Source organism: Hufsiella arboris (assembly GCF_009834875.1).
In the GTDB taxonomy this organism is placed as follows: domain Bacteria; phylum Bacteroidota; class Bacteroidia; order Sphingobacteriales; family Sphingobacteriaceae; genus Hufsiella_A; species Hufsiella_A arboris.
Genome location: NZ_WVHT01000001.1, coordinates 51,332 through 73,655, shown reverse-complemented (window position 1 = coordinate 73,655; position 22,324 = coordinate 51,332). Strand labels below are relative to the sequence as shown.

Annotated in this window: 24 protein-coding genes; 20 read left to right on the top strand and 4 right to left on the bottom strand. The window is 40.5% G+C overall.

All coding sequences use genetic code 11. The features are described 5' to 3' along the window. The first annotated feature begins 10 nt into the window (after positions 1–10). The 17 genes from nrfD (at position 11) to GS399_RS00265 (ending at position 14,314) form a co-directional block, all read left to right on the top strand. Positions 11–1,480, top strand: a complete 1,470-nt coding sequence (gene nrfD, locus GS399_RS00345; RefSeq protein WP_160842519.1) for an NrfD/PsrC family molybdoenzyme membrane anchor subunit — start codon at positions 11–13, stop codon at positions 1,478–1,480. A 6-nt stretch (positions 1,481–1,486) separates the two neighbouring features. Further along, on the top strand, positions 1,487–2,023 hold the full coding sequence (locus tag GS399_RS00340) for a DUF3341 domain-containing protein (RefSeq protein WP_160842518.1): 537 nt from the start codon (positions 1,487–1,489) through the stop codon (positions 2,021–2,023). Beyond that, positions 2,016–2,603 carry a c-type cytochrome gene (locus tag GS399_RS00335; protein ID WP_369410086.1) on the top strand — a complete coding sequence of 196 codons (588 nt, stop codon included), beginning with the start codon at positions 2,016–2,018 and terminating at the stop codon, positions 2,601–2,603. Before GS399_RS00340 ends, GS399_RS00335 begins: the two co-directional genes overlap by 8 nt. A gap of 17 nt (positions 2,604–2,620) precedes the next feature. Beyond that, positions 2,621–3,823 (top strand): quinol:cytochrome C oxidoreductase, encoded by a 1,203-nt coding sequence (locus GS399_RS00330; protein ID WP_160842516.1) that lies wholly within the window; start codon positions 2,621–2,623, stop codon positions 3,821–3,823. 46 nt (positions 3,824–3,869) lie between these two features. Next, on the top strand, positions 3,870–5,189 hold the full coding sequence (locus GS399_RS00325; protein WP_160842515.1) for a cytochrome c oxidase subunit II: 1,320 nt from the start codon (positions 3,870–3,872) through the stop codon (positions 5,187–5,189). A gap of 28 nt (positions 5,190–5,217) precedes the next feature. Then, entirely contained in the window at positions 5,218–7,092 is a 1,875-nt protein-coding gene (locus GS399_RS00320; protein ID WP_439649242.1) for a cytochrome c oxidase subunit I, read from the top strand. Positions 7,093–7,163: 71 nt separating this feature from the next. Beyond that, positions 7,164–8,231, top strand: coding sequence for a COX15/CtaA family protein (locus GS399_RS00315; RefSeq protein ID WP_160842513.1), 1,068 nt, complete (start codon positions 7,164–7,166; stop codon positions 8,229–8,231). A gap of 2 nt (positions 8,232–8,233) precedes the next feature. After that, positions 8,234–9,103 (top strand): heme o synthase, encoded by an 870-nt coding sequence (gene cyoE, locus GS399_RS00310; RefSeq protein WP_160842512.1) that lies wholly within the window; start codon positions 8,234–8,236, stop codon positions 9,101–9,103. 8 nt (positions 9,104–9,111) lie between these two features. Next, complete coding sequence (locus tag GS399_RS00305; RefSeq protein ID WP_237487829.1) at positions 9,112–9,690, top strand: cytochrome c oxidase subunit 3; 579 nt, start codon at positions 9,112–9,114, stop codon at positions 9,688–9,690. A gap of 10 nt (positions 9,691–9,700) precedes the next feature. Next, on the top strand, positions 9,701–10,393 hold the full coding sequence (locus GS399_RS00300) for a cytochrome c oxidase subunit 3 (RefSeq protein ID WP_160842510.1): 693 nt from the start codon (positions 9,701–9,703) through the stop codon (positions 10,391–10,393). A 9-nt stretch (positions 10,394–10,402) separates the two neighbouring features. Continuing rightward, on the top strand, positions 10,403–10,756 hold the full coding sequence (locus GS399_RS00295) for a cytochrome C oxidase subunit IV family protein (protein ID WP_160842509.1): 354 nt from the start codon (positions 10,403–10,405) through the stop codon (positions 10,754–10,756). Next, positions 10,756–11,469, top strand: coding sequence for an SCO family protein (locus GS399_RS00290; protein WP_160842508.1), 714 nt, complete (start codon positions 10,756–10,758; stop codon positions 11,467–11,469). The genes GS399_RS00295 and GS399_RS00290 overlap by 1 nt, the downstream gene beginning before the upstream one ends. A gap of 22 nt (positions 11,470–11,491) precedes the next feature. Continuing rightward, a complete protein-coding gene (locus GS399_RS00285; protein WP_160842507.1) occupies positions 11,492–12,064 on the top strand; it encodes a DUF420 domain-containing protein in 573 nt (190 codons plus the stop codon). Between the two features lie 56 nt (positions 12,065–12,120). After that, positions 12,121–12,390 (top strand): hypothetical protein, encoded by a 270-nt coding sequence (locus GS399_RS00280; protein WP_202409344.1) that lies wholly within the window; start codon positions 12,121–12,123, stop codon positions 12,388–12,390. A gap of 5 nt (positions 12,391–12,395) precedes the next feature. Beyond that, positions 12,396–12,788 carry a DUF983 domain-containing protein gene (locus GS399_RS00275; protein WP_160842506.1) on the top strand — a complete coding sequence of 131 codons (393 nt, stop codon included), beginning with the start codon at positions 12,396–12,398 and terminating at the stop codon, positions 12,786–12,788. Then, positions 12,785–13,447 carry a DUF2461 domain-containing protein gene (locus GS399_RS00270; RefSeq protein WP_160842505.1) on the top strand — a complete coding sequence of 221 codons (663 nt, stop codon included), beginning with the start codon at positions 12,785–12,787 and terminating at the stop codon, positions 13,445–13,447. Before GS399_RS00275 ends, GS399_RS00270 begins: the two co-directional genes overlap by 4 nt. Positions 13,448–13,474: 27 nt before the next feature. Beyond that, positions 13,475–14,314: an OmpA/MotB family protein gene (locus tag GS399_RS00265; protein ID WP_439649241.1), complete on the top strand. Its 840-nt coding sequence runs from the start codon at positions 13,475–13,477 to the stop codon at positions 14,312–14,314. Between the two features lie 38 nt (positions 14,315–14,352). On the opposite strand, the gene rfbC is transcribed toward GS399_RS00265, so the two are convergent. The 3 genes from rfbC to GS399_RS00250 are packed head-to-tail and all read right to left on the bottom strand — an operon-like array spanning position 14,353 to position 17,037. After that, positions 14,353–14,901, bottom strand: a complete 549-nt coding sequence (gene rfbC / locus GS399_RS00260; RefSeq protein WP_160842504.1) for a dTDP-4-dehydrorhamnose 3,5-epimerase — start codon at positions 14,899–14,901, stop codon at positions 14,353–14,355. Next, on the bottom strand, positions 14,898–15,206 hold the full coding sequence (locus GS399_RS00255) for a DUF4286 family protein (RefSeq protein ID WP_160842503.1): 309 nt from the start codon (positions 15,204–15,206) through the stop codon (positions 14,898–14,900). The genes rfbC and GS399_RS00255 overlap by 4 nt, the downstream gene beginning before the upstream one ends. Positions 15,207–15,237: 31 nt before the next feature. After that, positions 15,238–17,037 (bottom strand): tetratricopeptide repeat protein, encoded by a 1,800-nt coding sequence (locus GS399_RS00250; RefSeq protein ID WP_160842502.1) that lies wholly within the window; start codon positions 17,035–17,037, stop codon positions 15,238–15,240. A gap of 158 nt (positions 17,038–17,195) precedes the next feature. On the opposite strand from GS399_RS00250, the gene GS399_RS00245 reads away from it, so the two are divergent. From GS399_RS00245 to GS399_RS00235, 3 genes are read left to right on the top strand one after another with little or no spacing between them, the layout of a single operon-like run. Continuing rightward, positions 17,196–19,085, top strand: a complete 1,890-nt coding sequence (locus GS399_RS00245) for a S9 family peptidase (protein WP_160842501.1) — start codon at positions 17,196–17,198, stop codon at positions 19,083–19,085. Between the two features lie 2 nt (positions 19,086–19,087). Next, complete coding sequence (locus GS399_RS00240) at positions 19,088–20,749, top strand: sensor histidine kinase (protein ID WP_160842500.1); 1,662 nt, start codon at positions 19,088–19,090, stop codon at positions 20,747–20,749. Next, positions 20,749–21,441 (top strand): response regulator transcription factor, encoded by a 693-nt coding sequence (locus GS399_RS00235; RefSeq protein WP_160842499.1) that lies wholly within the window; start codon positions 20,749–20,751, stop codon positions 21,439–21,441. Before GS399_RS00240 ends, GS399_RS00235 begins: the two co-directional genes overlap by 1 nt. Positions 21,442–21,445: 4 nt before the next feature. Here the strand turns inward: GS399_RS00235 and GS399_RS00230 are convergent, their stop codons facing one another. Then, entirely contained in the window at positions 21,446–22,324 is an 879-nt protein-coding gene (locus GS399_RS00230; RefSeq protein WP_237487828.1) for a UbiA family prenyltransferase, read from the bottom strand.

Below are 22,324 nucleotides of genomic sequence, written 5' to 3'. Positions count from 1 at the left end.
AATACAAGATATGTCATCTCATCACGAATCGATATTAAGGGAACCATTAGTTACCGGCGAGAATATGACCTACGCCAGGGTAACGAATGAAGTATTAGTTCCTGTTGAAAAGAAACCTAATAAAGCATGGTGGATAGGGTTCACTATCGCTTCCCTTGGTGCTTTATTGTGGGTTGGGGCTGTTGGTTATACGTTTTGGACGGGAATCGGAGCATGGGGCCTGAACAAAACAGTTGGCTGGGCATGGGACATTACCGGTTTCGTGTGGTGGGTAGGTATCGGTCACGCCGGAACACTAATTTCGGCGGTATTGTTGCTGTTCCGTCAGAACTGGCGTAACTCAATTAACCGGTCTGCGGAAGCAATGACCATTTTCGCGGTAATTTGTGCGGCAACTTACGTTGTATCACACATGGGCCGTCCCTGGTTAGCTTACTGGCCGTTACCGCTTCCAAACCAATTCGGATCACTTTGGGTTAACTTTAACTCTCCGCTGGTTTGGGACGTATTCGCGATCTCAACATATTTCTCGGTATCATTGGTTTTCTGGTATACTGGTTTGCTGCCGGATATCGCGTCTATCCGCGACCGTGCAACTGGTTTACGCCGTAAAATATATTCTACCCTTTCTTTCGGTTGGAACGGATCGGTTAAAACATGGCAACGGTTTGAGGCTGTATCGTTGATACTTGCGGGTGTTTCGACCCCATTAGTATTGTCTGTACACACCATCGTATCTATGGACTTTGCTACGTCGTTAGAGCCGGGATGGCATACAACTATTTTTCCTCCATACTTCGTTGCGGGTGCAATTTTCTCAGGTTTCGCGATGGTACAAACGCTTTTATTGGTTGTACGTAAGGTAATGGGTTTTGAAAATTACATCACGATGTTCCATATCGAGTCGATGAATAAAATCATCACTTTAACAGGATCAATTGTGGGTGTAGCGTATTTAACAGAGCTTTTCATCGCCTGGTATTCAGGTGCCGAATATGAGCAATATGCTTTCCTTAACCGTGTAAGCGGACCATACTGGTGGGCTTACTGGAGCATGATGACTTGTAACGTAATTTCTCCTCAGTTATTCTGGTTTAAAAGAATCCGTACAAGCATACCAGCTTCATGGGTATTGTCTATCGTAGTGAATATCGGTATGTGGTTTGAACGATTTGTAATTATCGTGACCTCCCTGCACCGTGATTTTCTTCCATCGAGCTGGGTGATGTTTTACCCGTCGGTAGTAGATGTTTGCGTGTTCATCGGTTCAATTGGCTTGTTCTTTACCTTATTCTTATTGTTCCTTCGTGTTTTACCGGCAATTGCAATGGCAGAGGTGAAGCTGTTGCTGAAGAGCTCAAGTGATCAGGCTAAACAAAAGCTGATCCGTGAAGGAAAAGTTAAGCCGGAACAAGCAGAGTTTTACCTTGAATCATTAGAAAAGTACGATAGCGTCGCGGAGGTTGAAGCTGTTAATTAATAGAAAATGAGCAATACAAAATATATTTTAGGTCATTTTGAAGATCCTGATGATATGATGCACGGGATCGATAAACTGCAGGAAAATAACATTGGCATCTACGATGTATTTACTCCGATGCCTATCCATGGTATAGAGTCGAAACTCGGATACAAACGTTCACGCCTGCCAATTGCTGCTTTTTGTTTTGGATTAACAGGAACAATTACAGCCTTTAGCTTACTATACTTTTGCCTTGTGTATGACTGGCCAATGAACATTGGTGGTAAGCCAGCATTTGCAATGCCGGATTTTGTGCCGATTATGTTTGAGTTAACGGTGCTGTTTGGATCATATGGTATGTGTTTTACGTTCTTCTTTAAGAACCACCTGTTCCCGGGGCGTGCACCGAGGGTAATGGATTTAAGGGCAACAGATGATCGCTTTGTAATTGCGATTGACGCACATAAAAATCCTTATCCGGAAAAAATTGATAACCTTTTAAAAGAAGCTGGTGCTGTAGAAATTAAGCACAACGAAAGGAAATATGTTAGTTATGAATAAGCTCAGAATAGTAGGTGCCGTTTTGGTTACGGTTGCAGCTGCAGCAGTGATATCTTCATGTTCTGATAAACGCAGTACAGGCATTGAATACGCCCGTAATATGTATGATCCGATTGCTTATAACCCGGATCAACCAAATAAAAATTTCAGAAACGGGCAAACGGCTCAAACGCCGCCGGCTCACACGATGCCAGTAGGTTTTGACGAACCGGAAACTGAATACCCGAATACACTTGAAGGTTACGAAACAGCAAGCAAGAATATGAGAAATCCTGTTCCGGCAAGCCAGGCAAACTTAGAGGAAGGAAAAATGCTTTTCCTGCGCATGTGTACACAATGCCATGGATTAACCGGGCAAGGTGACGGATCAATAGTTGCTATGGGCAAGTTCCCTGCTCCTCCGTCATACTCAAAGGGAAATTCTTCCCGGGGTGGTGCAATGAGAGACTTAACAGACGGAAAGATTTTTCATACAATTACCTATGGTGTAAACCTGATGGGCCCACACCGTTACCAGTTAACACCTTCGGAGCGTTGGAAAATTGTTCTGTACGTACATGAATTACAAAAATTACAGTAGAAAATTGCTATAACCAGATGGGAACTCATAATCATACACATAATTTCTCAGAACGATTTTACTTTACAGGAAAACCTAAATCCTGGAGTCTGATCGCCATCGTTATCGGCGTTTTGGCTATTGCCTATGGTTTTTTAACAAACCATGCAGAGCGCACTTTCGCCAACTTGTTATTGATGGGATATTACTTTACCTGTGTTTGCGCGGCAGGATTGTTCTTTTGCGCCGTGCAATATATGGCACAAGCCGGATGGTCAGCAGGCTTACTTCGTATTCCGCAGGCATTTGCAAAGGTTTTGCCTATTGCAGCTTTGATACTAATCATTATATGCGCTTCAGGTTTATTCACGCATAACTTATATCATCACTGGCACAGTGAAGAAGCAGCTCATGATCCGGTTATCATAGGAAAATCAAGCTTTTTGAATGTTCCGTTCTTTTTAACCCGTTTAGTAGTTTTCCTGGGTGCTTATTGCATTTTTGGTTATTTCCTTACAAAATATTCTAACAATGAGGATTTAGAGGGAGGTATGAAAAATTACAACAAAAGCTTCGCATTGTCTGCAGCATTTTTAGTTGTATTTGGCTTTACGACACCGATCTGGGCATTTGACACGATTATGTCACTAGAAGCTCATTGGTTCTCTACTATGTTCGGTTGGTATAATTTTGCAGCGATGTGGGTTAGCGGTTTAAGTGCAATTACTATTACCGTAATCCTGTTAAAACGTTCTGGTCATCTAACCTGGATCAATGACAACCATTTACATGATCTTGGTAAATTTATGTTCGCTTTTTCAATCTTCTGGACATACGTTTGGTTCTCACAGTTCCTGTTGATCTACTACGCTAACATGCCGGAAGAAACCGTGTATTTTTATAAGCGCTGGGAGCCGGAATATAAGCCATGGTTTTGGTTAAATATTATTATCAATTTTGTATCGCCTGTTTTAATCTTAATGACCAGGGATGCAAAACGTAAAGAAGGTATGTTGTTGTTCGTTGCCATCCTGTTATTGTGTGGTCACTGGTTAGATTATTATATGATGATCATGCCTGGAACTGTAGCATCTGAACGCACTTTCGGAATCGTTGAAATAGGTACAGCTATAGGTTTTGTTGGATTATTCTCATTCCTGATGCTTAACGCTTTGAGCAAAAAGTCATTAGTGCCTGTTAATCATCCGTTCCTGGACGAAAGCTTGCATCATCATATTTAAATAGAGCAAAGATAAATTACGGTAATACGTATTCGATAATAAAGAAATGGGTTTAAGTAAAGTTTTAAATATCAAGCCAATTTTTACGCTGCTGGTAATTTGTGCAATTGCCACAAGTAAACCGGCATATTCTCAGCAAGCTGATTCTACTGCCAAGGCCTCAACAAGCGGCGCCATAGCAGCAGCTACTGACTCTGTACAAAAGGCACCTATGTCTGCTCCATTAATAAGTACAGATGTTGATACAACAATGTTATCATGGACAGGTGGTGGCGTAGACGCTCCAAGGCCGGAAGTTGATAACTCAGATGTTTACAAATCGGCAGGTTATTATTTCCTTTTATTCTTTTTATTCTGTGTGTTCCTTGGCATCGTAGGAAAAGTGCTCAGAGTTTATGAGCTAACGGGTGATATCAATAACAAACCTTCAAAGATTAATTGGAACCGTATACAGGGAACTTTGTTCGCGGTAATGCTGATAGCAGGATTATATGGCGCCTACTGGTCGTTTAAAGTGCAAGGTGCGATGAGTATCCACGAAACTGCATCGGTTCATGGCGCACGTCTTGACAGCATGTTTAACATCACGGCAATTATTACAGGTATTGTTTTCGTGTTAACACATATTTTGCTGTTCGGATTCTCATATAAATATAAAGGATCAGATAAACGTAATGCATATTATTACCCGCATAACAATGCCATCGAGCGTATCTGGACAATTGTTCCTGCAATCGTACTCGCGGTTTTAGTACTTTACGGATTCATTACCTGGAGAAGTATCACCAATATTTCTGAGGCTGATCAGAAAAAAGCAATCAGCATAGAAGTAACAGGTGAGCAATTCAAATGGAACATTCGTTACGCAGGTGCCGATAATAAACTGGGTATTAAAAATTATAAACTGATCAAGGCTACAAATAACCTCGGTATTGACTACAAAGATAAGAATAGCTGGGATGATAAATTAGGTGGCGAAATTGTGCTTCCGGTTAACAGACCTGTTCGCTTTACTATCAATTCCAAAGATATTTTGCATAGTTTTTATATTCCTGACATGAAGGCGCAGATCAATGCTGTTCCGGGTATGCCAACTTACTTCCAGTTTACTCCTCGTTTCACCACGGAAGAAATTAGGATCAAACGTAACAACCCTACTTACAATTACACGTTACTGTGTGCTAAAATTTGTGGAGCAGGTCACTACAACATGCAGGTCAAAGTTACGGTGGTTAGCGAAAAGGAATATGAAGCATGGTTAACAAAGCAATCATTATTCTATAATGATGATGTTAAGAAGGAGCTTCAAATGGCAGCTGCTAAATCAGCGGCCGGGTCTGAAAATAAAATTGCATTAAAAAATTAATACAGGAGAGATTATGTCAAGCACAACAATGCAACATCAACATACATTAGAGCATCATGGTCATCATGATGATCATGGCCACCATAAAGAGACATTTATAACCAAATACATCTTTAGCCAGGATCACAAAATGATTGCCAAGCAGTTCCTGATCACAGGGATTATCATGGCACTTATCGGAATGTTTTTATCGATCCTGTTCCGTATCCAGTTAGGCTGGCCTGATAAAACTTTTCCTTTATTAGAAACATTTTTAGGTAAATGGGCTGAAGGCGGGCGTATAAAGCCGGATTTCTATTTAGCATTGGTTACTATTCACGGTACCATCATGGTTTTCTTCGTATTGACAACCGGTCTAAGTGGTACATTTAGTAATTTGCTAATTCCGTTGCAACTTGGCGCCCGTGATATGGCGTCGCCGTTTTTGAATATGCTTTCATACTGGTTATTCTTTATTTCCAGTGTGATTATGATTTCGTCATTTTTCGTGCAAAGCGGGCCAGCGAGTGCGGGTTGGACGATTTATCCGCCACTTTCTGCATTGCCAAAAGCGATATCCGGGTCAGGAACAGGTATGACCCTTTGGCTGGTTAGTATGGTTCTGTTTATAGCTTCATCCCTGATTGGATCTTTGAACTATATCAGTACTGTATTAAACATGCGTACAAAAGGTATGGATATGTGGAAGATGCCGCTTACAATCTGGGCGTTTTTCCTGACTGCGGTATTAGGCGTATTATCATTCCCGGTTTTAGTTGCCGGTGTGGTATTGTTAATATTCGACCGTAGCTTTGGTACCAGCTTCTATTTATCAGATATCGTGCTTTCCGGGCAGGTACTGCCAAATCAAGGTGGTAGTCCGATCTTGTTCCAGCACTTGTTCTGGTTCTTAGGGCACCCCGAGGTTTATATCATTATTATGCCTGCATTGGGTATTACATCAGAGGTTATTGCTACAAATTCACGTAAGCCGATCTTTGGTTACCACGCGATGGTTTATTCGTTAATTGGTATTGCGGTATTATCCTTTATCGTTTGGGGTCACCATATGTTCGTTACAGGGATGAATCCATTCCTGGGCGGAGTATTTATGATTACAACATTGATTATTGCGGTTCCTTCTGCGGTTAAAACCTTTAACTACCTTGCTACGCTCTGGCGCGGAAACATTCGTTTCACACCAGCGATGATGTTCGGTATTGGTTTAGTGTCGTTCTTTATCTCTGGTGGTTTGACAGGTATTTTCCTTGGAAACGCCGCGTTAGATATTCCATTGCATGATACTTATTTTGTGGTTGCTCACTTTCACCTTGTAATGGGATCGGCTGCGATCTTCGGTATGCTTTGCGGAGTTTATCATTGGTTCCCTAAAATGTTTGGGAGAATGATGGACGAGAAGCTTGGATACCTGCATTTTTGGGTAACGTTTATTGGAGCTTATCTTGTTTTCTTCCCAATGCACTTTATGGGATTAGATGGCGTACCGCGTCGTTACTATGCTTTCACTGAATTTGAATTCATGAAGGAGTGGTTAACGGTGAATAAATTTATATCATGGGCTGCTATCGTTGCAGGTTTGGGCCAGATAGCATTTCTATGGAACTTCTTTTACTCAATCTTCTATGGTAAAAAGGCGTCACAAAATCCATGGCAGTCGAATACATTGGAATGGACTACTCCAGTAGAACACCTTCATGGCAACTGGCCTGGAGAGATTCCAACAGTTTATCGCTGGCCGTATGATTACAGCAAGCCTGGACATTATGAAGATTTTATTCCTCAAACAACGCCTTTCTCTGAAACTATGAGTTCCAACTTACCTCATGATTTCGAAGGTAACACTGAAGCTGAACGTATTCAACTTGAGTGGGAAAAGGAACATGTGGCAGAGCGGATTAACTAAATTATTATAAAACAATTCATGGGGTATCTGCCGTAAGTTTTTACTTACAGATACCCCATTTTATTAAAAATATGTATCCATCAAGTGAAAAGAGGTTTTTGATAGTTAATATGCTGGCTATCATTTCTCTTTTTTTGGTGATTTTAGCTGGCGGAATTGTACGAAGTTCAGGGTCTGGTATGGGTTGTCCGGACTGGCCTAAATGTTTTGACCGGTATGTTCCGCCAACATCAATCGAACAGCTGCCCGAAGGATACAAAGAACGGTATGTTGCGAAGAGGGTCGCAAAGAACAATCGCTTTGCCAAGATGCTAGACATGTTTGGATACCGGGAACTTGCTCAACGAATAAGAGATGACAAGAGTATTCTCGAGCCGGAAGCTTTTAATGCTGGTAAAACCTGGACGGAATATGTGAATCGATTAGTGGGAGCGTTAAGCGGTCTATTTTTAATTGCTTGTCTGATATTTTCGGTAACCTATCTTAAATCAAGAAAACGAATATTTCTTTTAAGCTTCGCAAACCTGATTTTGGTAGGCTTTCAGGGATGGTTGGGTTCCATCGTAGTTTCAACAAATTTGCTTGCCTGGGTTGTAACGGTGCATATGCTGCTGGCTTTGTTAATTATCGGCATAAGTATTTATACGTTTTTTCAGGCACGCATGCTTCGCGACAGGAACTTACTGGCTAGCAAACCAGCTAAAAATGTACGGGTATTTGCTATAGCAGCATTTGCTGTGACGATTATTCAGATTATTTTAGGGTCAGAAGTGAGGGAAAGTATCGATGCGATTGCAGATTCAATGGGGCAGTTTAACCGATCCGAATGGGTAGCTAAGGTGGGAACGGTTTTTAATGTGCATCGTGATTTAGCGCTACTGGTTTTTATACTAAATAGCGTAACATTTTTTATGATCAGGGGAAGGTATGTGTTGAATGGGATGCAGTTCAGGTATGCGTCGGTTATTATGCTTGTTCTACTATTGCAAATAATTACAGGTATCGTGTTAGCATATCTTGCTTTGCCGGCAGTCGCACAGGCAATACATATTTTTTTAGCAACGTTGCTTTTCGGGGCACAGCTGTATTTGTTGCTTTTGTTAAAGCGAAACAAACTTTACAGGAAATTAGCGAGATAAGGGTGAAAGATTTTATATCAGATTTTAAAAAATTAATAAAGCTGAGGCTTACTTTCCTGGTAGTATTTTCTGCATCAGTGTCCTTTCTTATTGGAAGCAGGGAACAAGGCGCAATCAATTGGATAAATTGGGTTATTCTTACCGTTGGCGGGTTTCTGGTTACTGGGGCGGCAAACGGATTTAATGAGATCATTGAAAAAGATCTGGATAAGTTAATGACGCGGACCAGCGACAGACCAATTCCTTCCGGAAGAATGAAAACAGGCCAAGCCTTGGTACTTAGTTTATTCATGGGATTGGCGGGCACCTTAATTTTAGTAAAATTGAACTTCCTGACGGGAGTGCTTTCGGTATTTTCGATTTTTCTTTACGCGTTTCTTTATACACCGATGAAACGAAAATCGCCTATCGCGGTGTTTATAGGCGCCTTCCCGGGAGCTTTGCCCCCTCTTATCGGGTACTTTGCTGCGTTTGATAATCCAAGAATATCCTGGATTCCGATTATTCTATTTTTGATCCAATTTGTATGGCAGTTTCCGCATTTTTGGGGTATTGCTTGGGTACTTGACGATGACTATAAAAAAGCTGGTTTCCGTTTGTTGCCAACTACGAAAAGAGACCGAATAAGTGCGGTAATGACTTTTTTGGCAACAATTATCCTGATTCCGGTGAGTTTACTGCCAACTATCATGGGTTTCGGCGGTTATGTTTTAGGCGGTCTTTCATTAATCCTGGGACTGGTCTTTTGTTTTTTTGCTTATCAGCTTGTTGTTAAGCTTGATATTAAATCTGCACAAAAAGTTATGTTCGGTTCGTTTTTTTACTTGCCGGTAGTGCAGCTTGCTTTATTATTTGATTTTATTGTAAAATGATTTTAACGATGGCACAATCTTCTGCAGAGCAGGATCGGACAAATTTGAAGGCGAAGAAGTTTCTGGTGTGGTTATTTATTGTATCCTCATTTATTCTGTTCGCCGGATTAACAAGCGGGTTTATTGTATACACAGCTGGTAATCCAAATCGCGGCATTAAAACGTTATTGCCGCACGTCTTTATTTACAGCACTGCTGTGATAATTCTTAGCAGCGTAACAATGCATATGGCGTATCTGAGCGGTAAGCGTTTAAAGTTTAAGCAGGAAAAGATCTATCTGATCTTAACAATGGCCCTTGGAATATTATTTTTCATTCTGCAATTGCAGGCATGGAAGACTTTCGTCGATCAGGGTGTATATTTTATAAATAATAACGCGTCTCAATCTTTTCTTTATGTCTTTACAGGATTTCATCTTGTGCACATTTTTGCGGGTTTGATGATGGTTTTAGGAGCTCTGCTTGGCAACATCCGGAATATCGCCCAAGTACGCAATATGTTCAGGCTGGAGACAACTTCTATATTCTGGCATTTTATCGATATCCTATGGATTTATTTATATGTTTTCTTACTTTTGAACCAATAATTTCACTTAAATGAGTACTACCACTGTATCACAATTAGATGAGGTAAAAACCGGAGCCTGGGATGGCGGAAGATCTCCGTTCGAGATTGAGTACGGCAAGATTATGATGTGGTTTTTCCTGTTATCTGATGCATTCACATTCTCTGCTTTTTTGATTTATTACGGAGCGCAGCGGTTCAGTAAAATGAGCTGGCCTGATCCGGATGAAGTTTTTCAATCAATACCTGGAATTGCTGATCATGGATACCCGCTTGTATTTGTTGGTATTATGACATTTATCCTGATCCTGAGTTCGGTTACAATGGTGCTAGCCGTTGAAGCTGGTCACCGGATGGCGAAAAAAGAAGTGGTTATCTGGATGATTTTTACCATCATTGGAGGTTTAACATTTTTAGGCTGCCAGGCGGGAGAGTGGAGCCATTTGCATCACGAAGGTTACTGGTGGGGAAGTATTCCATCATTTTATTCCGGTGTGGACGTAATCGGAGCGACGCAATTTGCTAACCTGTTTTTTACGATAACCGGCTTTCACGGGTTCCACGTATTTAGTGGCGTACTCATCAATATCATAATTTTATTGATGACGGTATTTAATGTATTCCAGAAACGCGGAAGTTATTTGATGGTTGAAAAAGTTGGCTTGTACTGGCACTTTGTAGACCTTGTTTGGGTATTTGTATTTACTTTCTTTTACTTAGTTTAATCAGACCACATGGCTACTGAACAATATACAACAGATCATGCTGCTCATGCCGAAGAGCATGAGACAATGACGAAGTCAAAAATTTGGAGAGTATTTTTTATCCTTTTAGGAATTACTGCGGTAGAGTTTTTTATTGCGTTATACTTGTTGCCAAAAGGAATATTGAATCACGGAATTGGTAACTTTTCATACATTATTTTAACACTTGTGAAAGCATTTTACATTGTGGCTTATTTTATGCACCTCAAATTTGAACGTGTGGCATTCAAGACGTCAATTGTTGTTGCATTGATATTCATTGTTTATTTTATCGTTTTGCTACTTACCGAAGGGTCATATTTGCATATACATATGGCGAATTAATGAAACAAAAATTTTCATTAAAAAAATTAGTGATCCTGGTTGTCGTTTTAGCGCTGCCAGGATTTTGTTATTATTTACTAACCGAAAAGGGTAAAAATAGGTACAGGCCGTTAAGCTATTTCGGTCCGAAAAAAGTTGCGCCAACGTTTCATAAAGTCCGAGGCAAGCTTGTGTCTGACACCATTTACCACCAGGTACGCGAATTTCAGCTGACTAATCAAGCAGGCAACCAGCTGAAATTTGCGGCAGACACGAGTAAGATTACTGTTGTAAATTTCTTTTACACCCGTTGTCCGTCGTTTTGCCGTAACATGAACCAGCAACTTAAACGCGTTGTAGATACTTACAGCCGTAATCATTTACTTACTTTTTTGTCAATCAGCGTCGACCCCGACTATGATTCGCCAGCCGTCTTAAAAAAATACGCTGATAGTTATCAGGCGAAGGCCGGTAAATGGGATTTTGTAACGGGCGACAAGTCACTTATCTATTCGTTGGCCAAAGATGACTTTTTGCTTGATGCTGTAAAAGACACTCTTACGGAAAATAATATTATTCATTCACCGATGCTGGTACTAATCGACCCGAAACGAAGGATTCGCGGTTATTATGATTCGAATCTTCCTGAACAGGTTGACAAACTTACAGATGAAATTAAGGTCCTTATCGCCGAAGAGCTTCGGAATATAAAGGAACCGGTAACTATCAGGTAATTCCTGGTGTTTTATTAAACGCATGAACGATAAACTCATATTCAGGCTCGTAACTATTATCTCAATTGTAGTTTTTTTAGTGGTTGTGATACTTAACAGGAAAGTTATACCTGCGCCAACGGTCCTGCCGTCATTTACATTTTTTCTTCCAAAGCTCAACGCTATTATCAATGGAACTTGCAGCGTATTGTTGCTGGTGTCACTTTACTTTATTAAACAGAAAAACATTACGGTTCATAAGCGGATCAACGTTATTACGTTTTTTCTTTCCTCGCTTTTTCTGATTTCCTATATTTTGTTTCACTACCTGGCGCCTGAAACCCGTTATGGCGACTTAGATCATAATGGTGAGCTTTCAGCACAGGAAATCGCAGTGGCCGGTTCGATCCGGTACATTTACTACGTTATTTTAATAACCCATATCGTACTTGCAGCCGGAGTTTTGCCGTTAATATTATTAAGTTTCTATCGCGGATTACAAATGCAGGTTGAGAAGCATAGGAAGCTGGTTAGGTGGAGTTTTCCGATCTGGTTATATGTAACCGTTACCGGAGTTATCGTATACCTGATGATTTCTCCGTACTATAATTTCTAGTCAATTTAACCGAAATTAAGAGTTAAACTCTTGACAATCGGCGTTATCTTTGCATTATGAAAGCACTGAGAATTTTGATTTTGCTCGTAGGATTAACTGCTTTTTCACAGCACAGGCTGCAGGCTCAATGTGCTATGTGTACATTAAATGCAGATGCTTCCGTTGCTAACGGGAACACAGAGGGCAGGGGATTGAACGACGGAGTTCTTTTACTGCTTGCAGCTCCATATATTGCTGTTGGAGTAGTTGGCTATCTCTGGTACAAAAAATATCGTCGCAAAAACGTAAATATTGACATTAAACCGGAGAAGATCAACTTAAACTAATCCTAATGGCAACTACCAAATTCAACGCAATTTTACATGCTAAGTGCCCCCGTTGCAGGCGCGGCGATCTGTTCGCTACCTCGATGTACGGTTTTAAAGTCCAGCATATGCATGAGCATTGTCCGCATTGCGGCTTGCGTTATGAAATCGAACCCGGATACTTTTACGCTGCGATGTATGTAAGTTATGCGCTTAACGTTGCCGAAATGGTGACCCTTGGTGTGGCTACTTATGTTTTATCCGGTAAAATAGATTTTGATAATTTTTGGCTTTATATAGCGACGGTAATTGGGGGGAGTATTGTGCTGGCGCCGTTTAACTACCGATACTCCAGGGTGTTGCTTTTACATTTGTTGTCGCCAAAAGTTCATTACAATGCTGCTTACGATACTGAATGATTTCAAAAAGTACTTTCGAATTTTTACGGCTGCTCGCCGAAAATAATAACCGTGAGTGGTTCGCGGAAAATAAGCCGTCATACGAAGACGCAAAGCAAAATGTAGAGGATTTTGCCAGCTCGCTAATCCGCGTCCTTTCAAAAATTGATCCTGTCATTCCTGCAGATCTTGATCCTGCTAAGTCGGTTTTCAGGATCTATCGCGACATCAGGTTCAGTAAAGATAAAACTCCTTACAAAAATAACTTCGGCATCGGTATATCACCCAAGGGCAAAAGCTTTGATGGCGCTTCCTATTATATCCAGGTGCAACCGGGAAATTCATTTATCGCTGCCGGAGATTGGCAACCGCCTACCGATAGATTGAAAGCAATACGCCAGGAAATCGATTATAACGGCTCTGATTTCGACGAGATCATCAACAAACCGTTGTTTAAAAAATATTACGGTACATTATCCACGGAGGATAAGCTTAAGACGATGCCAAAAGGATATCCTGTTGATCACTCACACATAGAATTCTTGAAACTTAAAAGCTTCATCGTACTTCATGAAATAAAGGAAGAAATGTTTCAAAATAAAAAATTTGAACAACATCTTTCTTCAGTATTTGAAAGCGTGCAGCCATTTATGCTATTTTTACACAACGCCACAGCCTGAGGCGTGTTATTCCAAACCTAACCTTGTATGATGAATAAGTTTTTTTTTATTCCCCTCTTGTTTGTTATTGCCTCTTTAAATTCCTGTATTGTTCTTTCGACTAAAAAGTATAATGCATTGTTAGCTCAAAAGGACTCGCTGGGGACAAGTCTTGATAAAGCGACCTTGAAAATTGGAAGCCTGGAGGACGAAATTGAAAAGTTGCGTGCAGATACTGCCCGCCTTAATTCGCGGATAGCCGATCTGACAGACAAAATTACGGGGCTTGACAAAAATTACAGTTCGCTTCGAAAGAACAGTTCATCTGAGATTAACAAGCTGTCGGACAATTTGAAAGCACGCGAAGCGAGATTGAAAGAAGTAGAAGATATACTACGCAAACGTGATGAGGCAACGAATGCCTTAAAGGAAAAGCTGCAGCAGGCCTTACTGGGCTTTCAGAAAAGCGGCTTAAGCGTCGATATCCGTAATGGAAAAGTTTATGTATCATTGACCGATAAGCTGTTATTTGATACTGGAAGCATTATTATCGATGAAAAAGGAAAACAGGCACTGACAGAATTAGCGAAGGTGTTAAAAACACAGCCAGATATCAACATCGCGGTAGAAGGACACACCGACAATCAGCGTGTGCTAAATCTTGGCCAAATTAAGGACAATTGGGATTTGAGCGTTCTTCGTGCTACATCAGTAGTCAGATTTTTGACGGACGAGCAGAAAGTTCCTGCAGAGCGTTTAACAGCTACTGGAAAAGGTCAGTATCAGCCAATAGATAAAGCTGGCAATGCGGAAGCGAGGAGCCATAACCGGCGTATAGAGATTGTTTTATCGCCCAAGCTCGATGAACTTTATAACCTCATTAAATAAATAAAAAGAAGGGATATCATGTTGATACCCCTTCTTTTTTAAAACGGACTTTTCAGGTCTGCAAAGCGGGAAAGCAATTTATCTTTTTCGGATAAAATCACTTCATCAAGCGCTATTCCCCAATCGATATTTAAGTCGGTGTCGTTCCATAAAACGCCAATTTCTGATGCTTTATCGTACAGATTTGTCACCTTATAGGTAAAAATTGTATTGTCTTCAAGAGTTACAAATCCGTGCAGAAAGCCAGGCGGCACCCAAAACATTTTAAAGTTATCACCACTTAGTTCAACGCTGAAATGCTGTCCGTAGGTCGGCGAATTTTTTCGGATATCAACAGCAACGTCAATTACCTTTCCCTGGATAACCCGAACCAGTTTTCCCTGCGCAAATGGATTTGCCTGTGCATGTAATCCTCTTAAAGTGCCTTTTTGCGAAAATGACTGATTGTCCTGTACGAAATTGGCTTCAATGCCGGCTTCCTGAAATAGCTTTTTGTTATAACTTTCGTAAAAATAGCCGCGATCATCTTTCCAGATCTTAGGCTCGATTATAAGCAGATCTTTAATAGGAGTTTCTAAAAAATTCATTCGTAATTTATGTATTCCATTAATGTAGTAAACAGCACGTGCTTGTTGGTGAAAAGGTCCGCATGCGCCTGCATAAGATTTTTTTCGTGAAGAGTTACATACGATTCGTACGCTTCATGGGTTTCAAAAACAAACTGAATACAATAGGTAATACCTTCGTTTGGCGAATTGAGAACCTTAAGCAGCCGGTTTGATGTTACAAAGCCCAAATCCATAACAGCAGGCAGGTGCTCATTATTTATCCATGTAAGCCATTGGGACTCGATATCGTAATCGACGATTACTGTGATGTTGTACAAAAACATGCGGCGAATTTACTAATAGATACGTTACTTTCTATCCAATATTATCACCGCGAAGGTTGCGGAATCTTTTACGGGCTTCGCTGATAAACATACTGCCCGGATAGTCTGTAATGATTTTCTGATATAATTCCTTTGCTTTTGCCGGATCGTTAAGCTGATTCTCGTACAGATCGGCGAGCGTGAAAACAGCGTCATCGGCCCACAGATCATAACTGTAGTTTGCAATGATCTGTTGTAACTGAACGGCCGCTTGTTGCCAGTTTGCCTGCTTGATTAATATTTTAGCTTTCGACATTAAAATATCATCAACTAAGGAATTGCCCGGAAACTGCTTGTCTATGCTGTCCAAAATGGTGATTGCCTCGGGTAGCTTGTTTTTGAAGATCGCCATGTCCGCTCTTGAATACATTTTCAACGCATTGCTATCTGCCTGCGTGTCCGAGTTCTCAGAAATCAATAAACTTAGATTTAGGGCATCGTTTGCTATCAATTGGGATGTGGAACTTTTTAATACGTCTAGCTGTGCTTTGGCCCAACTAAAGTCGCCCTGATAATAAGAAAGACGCGCGTTGCGGAACTTCGCTTCCTGGCCGGTTGGTTCGTCGGCAAACTGCTTTTCCACCTGCCCGTAAACCAACGATGACTCCCAAAGCTCGCCGGTCAAAATGTAAATATCGCCCAATTCGAGTTTTGTTTGGCCGATGACAGAAGGTGTGATGCGAACCATTTTAACGGCCTCTTCCAGGAGTGCTTCAGCTTCTTTGGGTTTGTTAAGATAAAAAGCCTGTAAACTGGCCAGTTGTCGCATGGCAAAAACGGTGCTGCTGCTTTTTCCAAATTCGGCAAGCAAATTTTTATAGTCCGTTTCAAGTTGTATGATATCGCCTTGAGCAAATTTGCCGCTCGTCAGCATTTGATTTTTTGCATTCAACAACTGAATTTTCGCCGGGATATAATATTGACTGTCCTTGCCCATTTCAATAAGATATTGCAATCCGTCAATAGCGGTAGTATAGGCCTTATTCGAAATAAGCGTAAATGATAACTCATAGATCCGCTCGCCATTTTCTCTTAGCCGCTTATCAAGTGCTATCGACTGGCGTAATGCCAGATCATATTCTTTTTGCTGCATATATTGCCATTGCAGCATTTCGGTTAGGGGAATGCTTTGCGGATCTTTTTGTAATCGTTTTAACAACGCTATTTTAAATGAATCGTAATCTGCGCGGTCTTCAAATACCGAAGAAAGAATATTAAGGGCTTGTGTTTGAACCTGAGGGTTATCTTCAATGACATTCAGGTATTCCTGTACAAGCAAAGACTTGTTTTTCTGGAAACGGTACAGCGAGATCAGATCAAAGGCAAATGCCTTTTCGTCTTTTATCAGCCGCCGCCCGTAGAGAAAAGTTTTAATCGAATAATCGTAAAGTTCGGCCCTGTAAAATTCTGTTGCAAGGTTTCTTATCGCGGTTTCATTTTTCGGTAAGGCAGTAATCAGATTATTATACCATTCGGCAGCCTTTTGTTCCTGGCCCTGTTCCGCAGTTACCCGTCCGATGTCAACACCATAGGAATAGTTATCAGGTGATTCTTTATAGAGCTTTTTTACAACTTTTTCGGCCTCCGAATAATTGCGCTGCTTTAAAAGTGTGTTGAAATAGCCGTCATAAAACAATTCCGGGTTTTGACTGAAGAGTTTTTTGTAAGCAACCGACGCTTTGTCGTAATCGCCATTTTGGTAATACTGCCTTGCCAATAAGGCTTCGGTTTCGGATTGCGCAAAACTTGACGCAGCCAAAAAGCTGCTGACCAAAAAAATGAATATTTTCAATATCGAACGCACTTTTAAAATTAACAATTAGATTTAAAGCGCTAAACACTTTAAGCATAAATATCTAACGTAAAAATGTGGTTGCATTAGGTTTTTGTCGGCTTTAATAAGTTTTTAAAGATTATAATTACGTTAAGTTTCAGAACTATTACCTATCAATGTTTAACATAAAACCGATTTACGGGATTATACTTTTAATGGCTTTTGTTGGATGCCGCCGGCCTGAGAGGGCTAAGCGTGTCCCGCTGGAGGTATTCTTTCGTAATCCCGTAAAAACGTCATTTTTGATATCGCCCGATGGAAAATGCATTTCATATTTACAGCCCTATAACAACAGGTTAAATATTTATGTGCAGGATTCTGCTGGCAAAACCTGCCGGCTTACTAATGAAACAGATCGTAATATTGCTTCTTACTTTTGGGTGGATAACGATAAACTGTTTTATATGAAGGATCGCGCGGGTAAAGAAAATGTGCGGCTATACGCCGTTGACAAAAATACTGCGTCGCTCATGGACTTTATGCCCCAGGGCGATTATAAGATCAAGATCTTAAACAATTACCGTGTTATTGACAATCAACTTCTTATCGCGTTAAATATCAGAGATTCATCCTTGTTTGATGTTTACCGGCTCGATATTAAAACCTATAAACTTAAACAAGCCGCCAAAAATCCTGGTAATATCACTGAATGGTATGCGGATGAAAAAGGAAAAATCCGCTTAGCGGAGGCCAGCGACGGGGTTAATGAAACGTTACTTTTCAGGCTGGACGAGACCAAAAAGTTTTCGCCGGTTTTAACCAACAATTTTAAAACATCGATTGCACCTATTGGCTTCTGTTTTTCCGACAAAGACCGTGCGTGTATTTACGCCTTGTCTAATCAGAATCGCGATAAAACGGCTTTAGTCCAGTTCAATTGCAAAACGGGTAAGGAAGAAAGAACATTATTCAGCCATAAAGACGTGGATGTTTCTGAAGGCTCTTATTCGTCGAAACTAATGAAGGTTACTTACGCCGTTTATGAGAATTTCAAAAAACAGCGCCACTACCTTGACGATAGCGTTAAAGCTATTTTTCAGGACCTTGAAGCTAAACTTCCGGGCTCAGAGGTGCGAATAGTATCACGCGACTCAACTGATCGCAAGCTAATTGTCAGAACATTTAATGACAAAACTCCCGGAGCTTACTATAAGTATACATTGAACGATAAGAACCTCGTAAAGCTAAGCGACGTGAATCCTTCACTCCCGGAAAGTGAAATGAGTGAAATGAAGCCGGTGCAATTTACATCACGCGACGGTCTAATCATAAACGGTTATTTGACGCTACCAAAATCCTCTGATGGCAAAAACCTGCCGGTTGTGGTAATTCCGCATGGCGGCCCTGCTTCTCGCACTTCCTGGGGATACAATTCCGAAGTGCAATTCCTGGCAAACAGGGGTTACGCCGTCTTTCAAATTAATTATCGTGGTTCAACCGGGTATGGGAAAAACTTTTGGAAATCAGGTTTCAAAAGCTGGGGTACAACCATTCAGAATGACATCACGGATGGCGTAAAATGGCTCATCAGCCAGGATATTGCTAATCCTAAAAGAATAGCAGTTTATGGTTCTGGATTTGGAGGCTATGCGGCATTATCCGGCCTGTGTTTTCAACCCGGTTTATATTCCTGCGGCGCTTCATATTCGGGTATTACTAATATGTTTACTTATATAAAGGGCATTCCCCCTTATTATAAACCTTACCTGCAAATGTTTTATGAGATGGTCGGGAATCCCGAAAAAGATGCCGATTACTTCAGGACCTATTCCCCTGTATTTCATACGGATAAAATTAATGTTCCGGTACTATTGGCGCAGGGAGCAAAAGATCCGCGCGCTAACGTGAATGAAACAAATCAATTTGTTAAAGAGTTAAAAAAGAAAGGTGTTCCTATTACGTACATTCTTAAAGAGAACGAGGGACATATTTTCAACAACCAGGAAAACCGCGAGGAATTTTACCGGAAGCTTGAAAAGTTCCTTTCAGACAACATGAATAAATAGCCATGAAGGCTGACCAGCAGGTTTACCGGAAAAATTTCGTCCTTGTTGTAGCATTTCTGGTGCTTATTTCGCTTTCGCTGATTGCTGCATTGTTGCTGGGATTCAATCTCACAAAGAAATATGTCGAGAATGAGTTTTATTCCGCAAAAATTAATGTACAGGAGGAAATTGTAAAACCTTACGAGGACTTTTTCCAAAATAAAATTCCGGAAATTTCTTTTTACCAGGGTTATCTCGATTCGGTTTCAGTTGTAAAATATGTTGATACCGTACTAAAGAGATTTGATTTTGTAACTAAGGTAGTGTTTTATGACACAGAAATAAGCAACCATCAGATCAGCGATGGGTTGAAAATGGGCAACATGGCGGTTAGCCCGAGATCGGTGCTTCAGTTCAAACGCAATATCAAGCCTGATTCGGTTGTGTTATACAAAAGTTCCCTGCCGAATACCCTAAGTATTAAAAACTCTGATGAGTTCAACAAGATGGCAATTCGTTTTGCCAGTTTTATTGAAGCTGTTGATACGGCGAAAGCATTGTCGAATGACGATATTTTCTATAACATCTCGCCCAGCAAAATTACTTACATGAATATTCCGAGACGAGAGGAGCTGAAAATATTCAAAGACCTGATGAAAAAATCGGTTCCGGTATCGCCGCTCTACCAGGAGGATATTCTTACTTTTTATCTCGAACCACAGTTACTTAAAATAAAGAATACTCATCCTGAACTTTATCAGAAGATTTCTATTAAGCCGTTGGTTTATGAATCCATCGATACAAATCCAAATTTAATCGCCACTGATATTGCTTTGCCAGGTGCACTGGCTGATTATAAATTATACTTTAGCTCATACCGGGATTATTTGAATAAGGAAATAGCAAGAAGATTTTTGCCGATTGCTATTGCTTTGATATTGATTTACGGCGTCTTAGTAACTGTTGCTTATCTGATATTCCGCAATCTGAACATTAACAGTAAAATGTTTAAGCTTCAATATGATTTCATCAACAATCTTACTCACGAATTTAAAACGCCCGTAAGCGTCATAAAAATTGCCGGCAATAACATTCGTAGCAGTCATGAACTGACCAATGTTGAACGTAAACACTATGGGAAAATCCTTGACGAGGAAGCTGATAAGCTGAATGATTTAATGAACAAACTTCTGTCTTTTACGCAAATTGAAAATAGATCGATCAAGCTTAAGTATGAGGAAATCTCGCTGGAAGTTTTTATACAAAATGTTATTGATACTTATCAGTTAAAACACCCTGATTTTGATATTGATTGTGCTATCGATGACGTAGGATATTTTAAAAGCGACCCGGTGCTGCTTGCCAGTGTTTTCAGTAATCTAATCGACAATGCTTATAAATATTCCCCTGCAGACCGAAAACAGCTGGATATTCGTGTACGCAAAGCGAAACGAAATATCGAATTTGTTTTCACCGATAGTGGAATAGGAATTCCTGCCAGCGAAATAAACAATATATTTAGAAAATTTTACAGGGTTCAGAGCCAATACAATCAACAGGGAAGCGTAGGGCTCGGATTGGCATTTTGCAAAGAACTGCTTAATTTTATGAACGGCGATATATTCGTAACCAGTGTTGTAAATAAAGGTTCGGTTTTCACTGTAACCTTGCCATTTGAAGTATAATGAATAAGACATTTAAAATAGCAGTAATTGAGGATGATGAGAACCTGAGGTTTTTATTGACGCACCGCTTGAAAGCAGAGGGTTATGATGTTATTGAAACGTCAGACGGTGCCGCCGCCGAGACTCTTATCAATGAAAACCAACCGGATATTGTATTGCTTGACTGGATGCTGCCGGGTAAACAAGGTTCAGATATTTGTAATGATCTGCGGGTCAATGGATTCGAGAACATGATTATCATGATGACAGCGAAAGCTCAGGACGTTGATAAAATTGAGGCCTACAATCTTGGCGTTTCTGATTATGTTACCAAGCCATTTAACATGGATGTATTGGTTGCAATGCTTGACAATAAGGTTAAATTTCTGTCGAATAGTAATACTGGTTCCGATATTCAACGGTTCGGCGACATGGAGCATCATCCAAATACCCATTCATTGATAAAAAACGGTAAAAAAATAGAACTTACCATACTTGAAAACAGGATCCTTTTGTACTTCCTTAAAAACGTGAATCAGGTCATAAACCGTGATGATTTGATGATGGTGGTTTGGGGCTACAATTCGGACGTGAATACCCGCACGTTGGATATGCACATCGTAAGGCTTCGCAAAAAAATCGAAGACAATCCGGACGGGCCAAAATATCTTCAAACTGTTCGTGGAATCGGCTATAAGTTTGTTGTTGATTAACAGATCAGCGACTTGCCAAACTGGTTAAAGAAAGAAACAGGAATTGTAAAATCAATACGCCGTCAAGATAAAAGAAATAATAGTATTCGTCTTTTTTGCGGTCGGATTTAAAGATCAGCCAACCCGCCAGGAATATCGTGATAGCTAAACCCCAGAAATTCGCGTCAAAGCCGTTGTTAAAAAGGAAAAGAAGGATCAGGTAAAAAAGTAACAAAACCAGGCAAAACAAGTAAGCTTTCTTTTCTCCTAATACAACGGGAATGGTTTTCAGGTCATAATTTCTATCCTGGAACAGATCCCGTATATCAAACGGAACAGCTAGTGCTGCGATGAAAAGAAAGCGCTTGGTGAGTAAGAGTATCGTGTCTCTGGAAGAAACCGATATGATTCCATGACTTTCCAGCTCTACAATAGGAAGGCTAACGCAGCTTAACGACCAGACAAGAGCAATCAAAAAAAGCTTTATCCCTGGTATATTCCTCAGGCCGAATTTCTTTTCGTGGAAGCTAAAAAGCGGCAAATTGTACGATACAGAAAGAACGCCCAGGAATCCTAATAAAATTATAGACGTTGTAGTAAGAAAAAGCACTAGCGGAATTAAGGCAAGTACCGCGATGATGGTAATAGATATCATTAGCCGGTAATGATCAAAAAACCAGCGAACACGTTTAAATTGGGATTGCGATGGATCTGCCGGTTTTGCAAGCAGTATGCTAAAATTATATAAAGCCAGTGTCGCGGCAAAAAGTAAACCCAAAACGTATTTATCGGGCTGGGCGTTAAGTAGCTGATATGTAACCATTCCCTGCGCCACAGCGCAAAGGGCCATAAAAATATTGCTGAACAAGATAAAGTCCAGAACCTGGTAGAAGAGTTTCTTCAT

What these genes read in the sequence shown, in the direction of transcription:
- nrfD (WP_160842519.1), top strand. Translation starts at nt 11, where the DNA reads ATGTCATCTCATCACGAATCGATATTAAGGGAACCATTAGTTACCGGC.
- GS399_RS00340 (WP_160842518.1), top strand. Translation starts at nt 1,487, where the DNA reads ATGAGCAATACAAAATATATTTTAGGTCATTTTGAAGATCCTGATGAT.
- GS399_RS00335 (WP_369410086.1), top strand. Translation starts at nt 2,016, where the DNA reads ATGAATAAGCTCAGAATAGTAGGTGCCGTTTTGGTTACGGTTGCAGCT.
- GS399_RS00330 (WP_160842516.1), top strand. Translation starts at nt 2,621, where the DNA reads ATGGGAACTCATAATCATACACATAATTTCTCAGAACGATTTTACTTT.
- GS399_RS00325 (WP_160842515.1), top strand. Translation starts at nt 3,870, where the DNA reads ATGGGTTTAAGTAAAGTTTTAAATATCAAGCCAATTTTTACGCTGCTG.
- GS399_RS00320 (WP_439649242.1), top strand. Translation starts at nt 5,218, where the DNA reads ATGCAACATCAACATACATTAGAGCATCATGGTCATCATGATGATCAT.
- GS399_RS00315 (WP_160842513.1), top strand. Translation starts at nt 7,164, where the DNA reads ATGTATCCATCAAGTGAAAAGAGGTTTTTGATAGTTAATATGCTGGCT.
- GS399_RS00305 (WP_237487829.1), top strand. Translation starts at nt 9,112, where the DNA reads ATGGCACAATCTTCTGCAGAGCAGGATCGGACAAATTTGAAGGCGAAG.
- GS399_RS00300 (WP_160842510.1), top strand. Translation starts at nt 9,701, where the DNA reads ATGAGTACTACCACTGTATCACAATTAGATGAGGTAAAAACCGGAGCC.
- GS399_RS00295 (WP_160842509.1), top strand. Translation starts at nt 10,403, where the DNA reads ATGGCTACTGAACAATATACAACAGATCATGCTGCTCATGCCGAAGAG.
- GS399_RS00290 (WP_160842508.1), top strand. Translation starts at nt 10,756, where the DNA reads ATGAAACAAAAATTTTCATTAAAAAAATTAGTGATCCTGGTTGTCGTT.
- GS399_RS00285 (WP_160842507.1), top strand. Translation starts at nt 11,492, where the DNA reads ATGAACGATAAACTCATATTCAGGCTCGTAACTATTATCTCAATTGTA.
- GS399_RS00280 (WP_202409344.1), top strand. Translation starts at nt 12,121, where the DNA reads ATGAAAGCACTGAGAATTTTGATTTTGCTCGTAGGATTAACTGCTTTT.
- GS399_RS00275 (WP_160842506.1), top strand. Translation starts at nt 12,396, where the DNA reads ATGGCAACTACCAAATTCAACGCAATTTTACATGCTAAGTGCCCCCGT.
- GS399_RS00270 (WP_160842505.1), top strand. Translation starts at nt 12,785, where the DNA reads ATGATTTCAAAAAGTACTTTCGAATTTTTACGGCTGCTCGCCGAAAAT.
- GS399_RS00265 (WP_439649241.1), top strand. Translation starts at nt 13,475, where the DNA reads ATGATGAATAAGTTTTTTTTTATTCCCCTCTTGTTTGTTATTGCCTCT.
- rfbC (WP_160842504.1), bottom strand. Translation starts at nt 14,901, where the DNA reads ATGAATTTTTTAGAAACTCCTATTAAAGATCTGCTTATAATCGAGCCT.
- GS399_RS00255 (WP_160842503.1), bottom strand. Translation starts at nt 15,206, where the DNA reads ATGTTTTTGTACAACATCACAGTAATCGTCGATTACGATATCGAGTCC.
- GS399_RS00245 (WP_160842501.1), top strand. Translation starts at nt 17,196, where the DNA reads ATGTTTAACATAAAACCGATTTACGGGATTATACTTTTAATGGCTTTT.
- GS399_RS00240 (WP_160842500.1), top strand. Translation starts at nt 19,088, where the DNA reads ATGAAGGCTGACCAGCAGGTTTACCGGAAAAATTTCGTCCTTGTTGTA.
- GS399_RS00235 (WP_160842499.1), top strand. Translation starts at nt 20,749, where the DNA reads ATGAATAAGACATTTAAAATAGCAGTAATTGAGGATGATGAGAACCTG.
- GS399_RS00230 (WP_237487828.1), bottom strand. Translation starts at nt 22,324, where the DNA reads ATGAAGAAACTCTTCTACCAGGTTCTGGACTTTATCTTGTTCAGCAAT.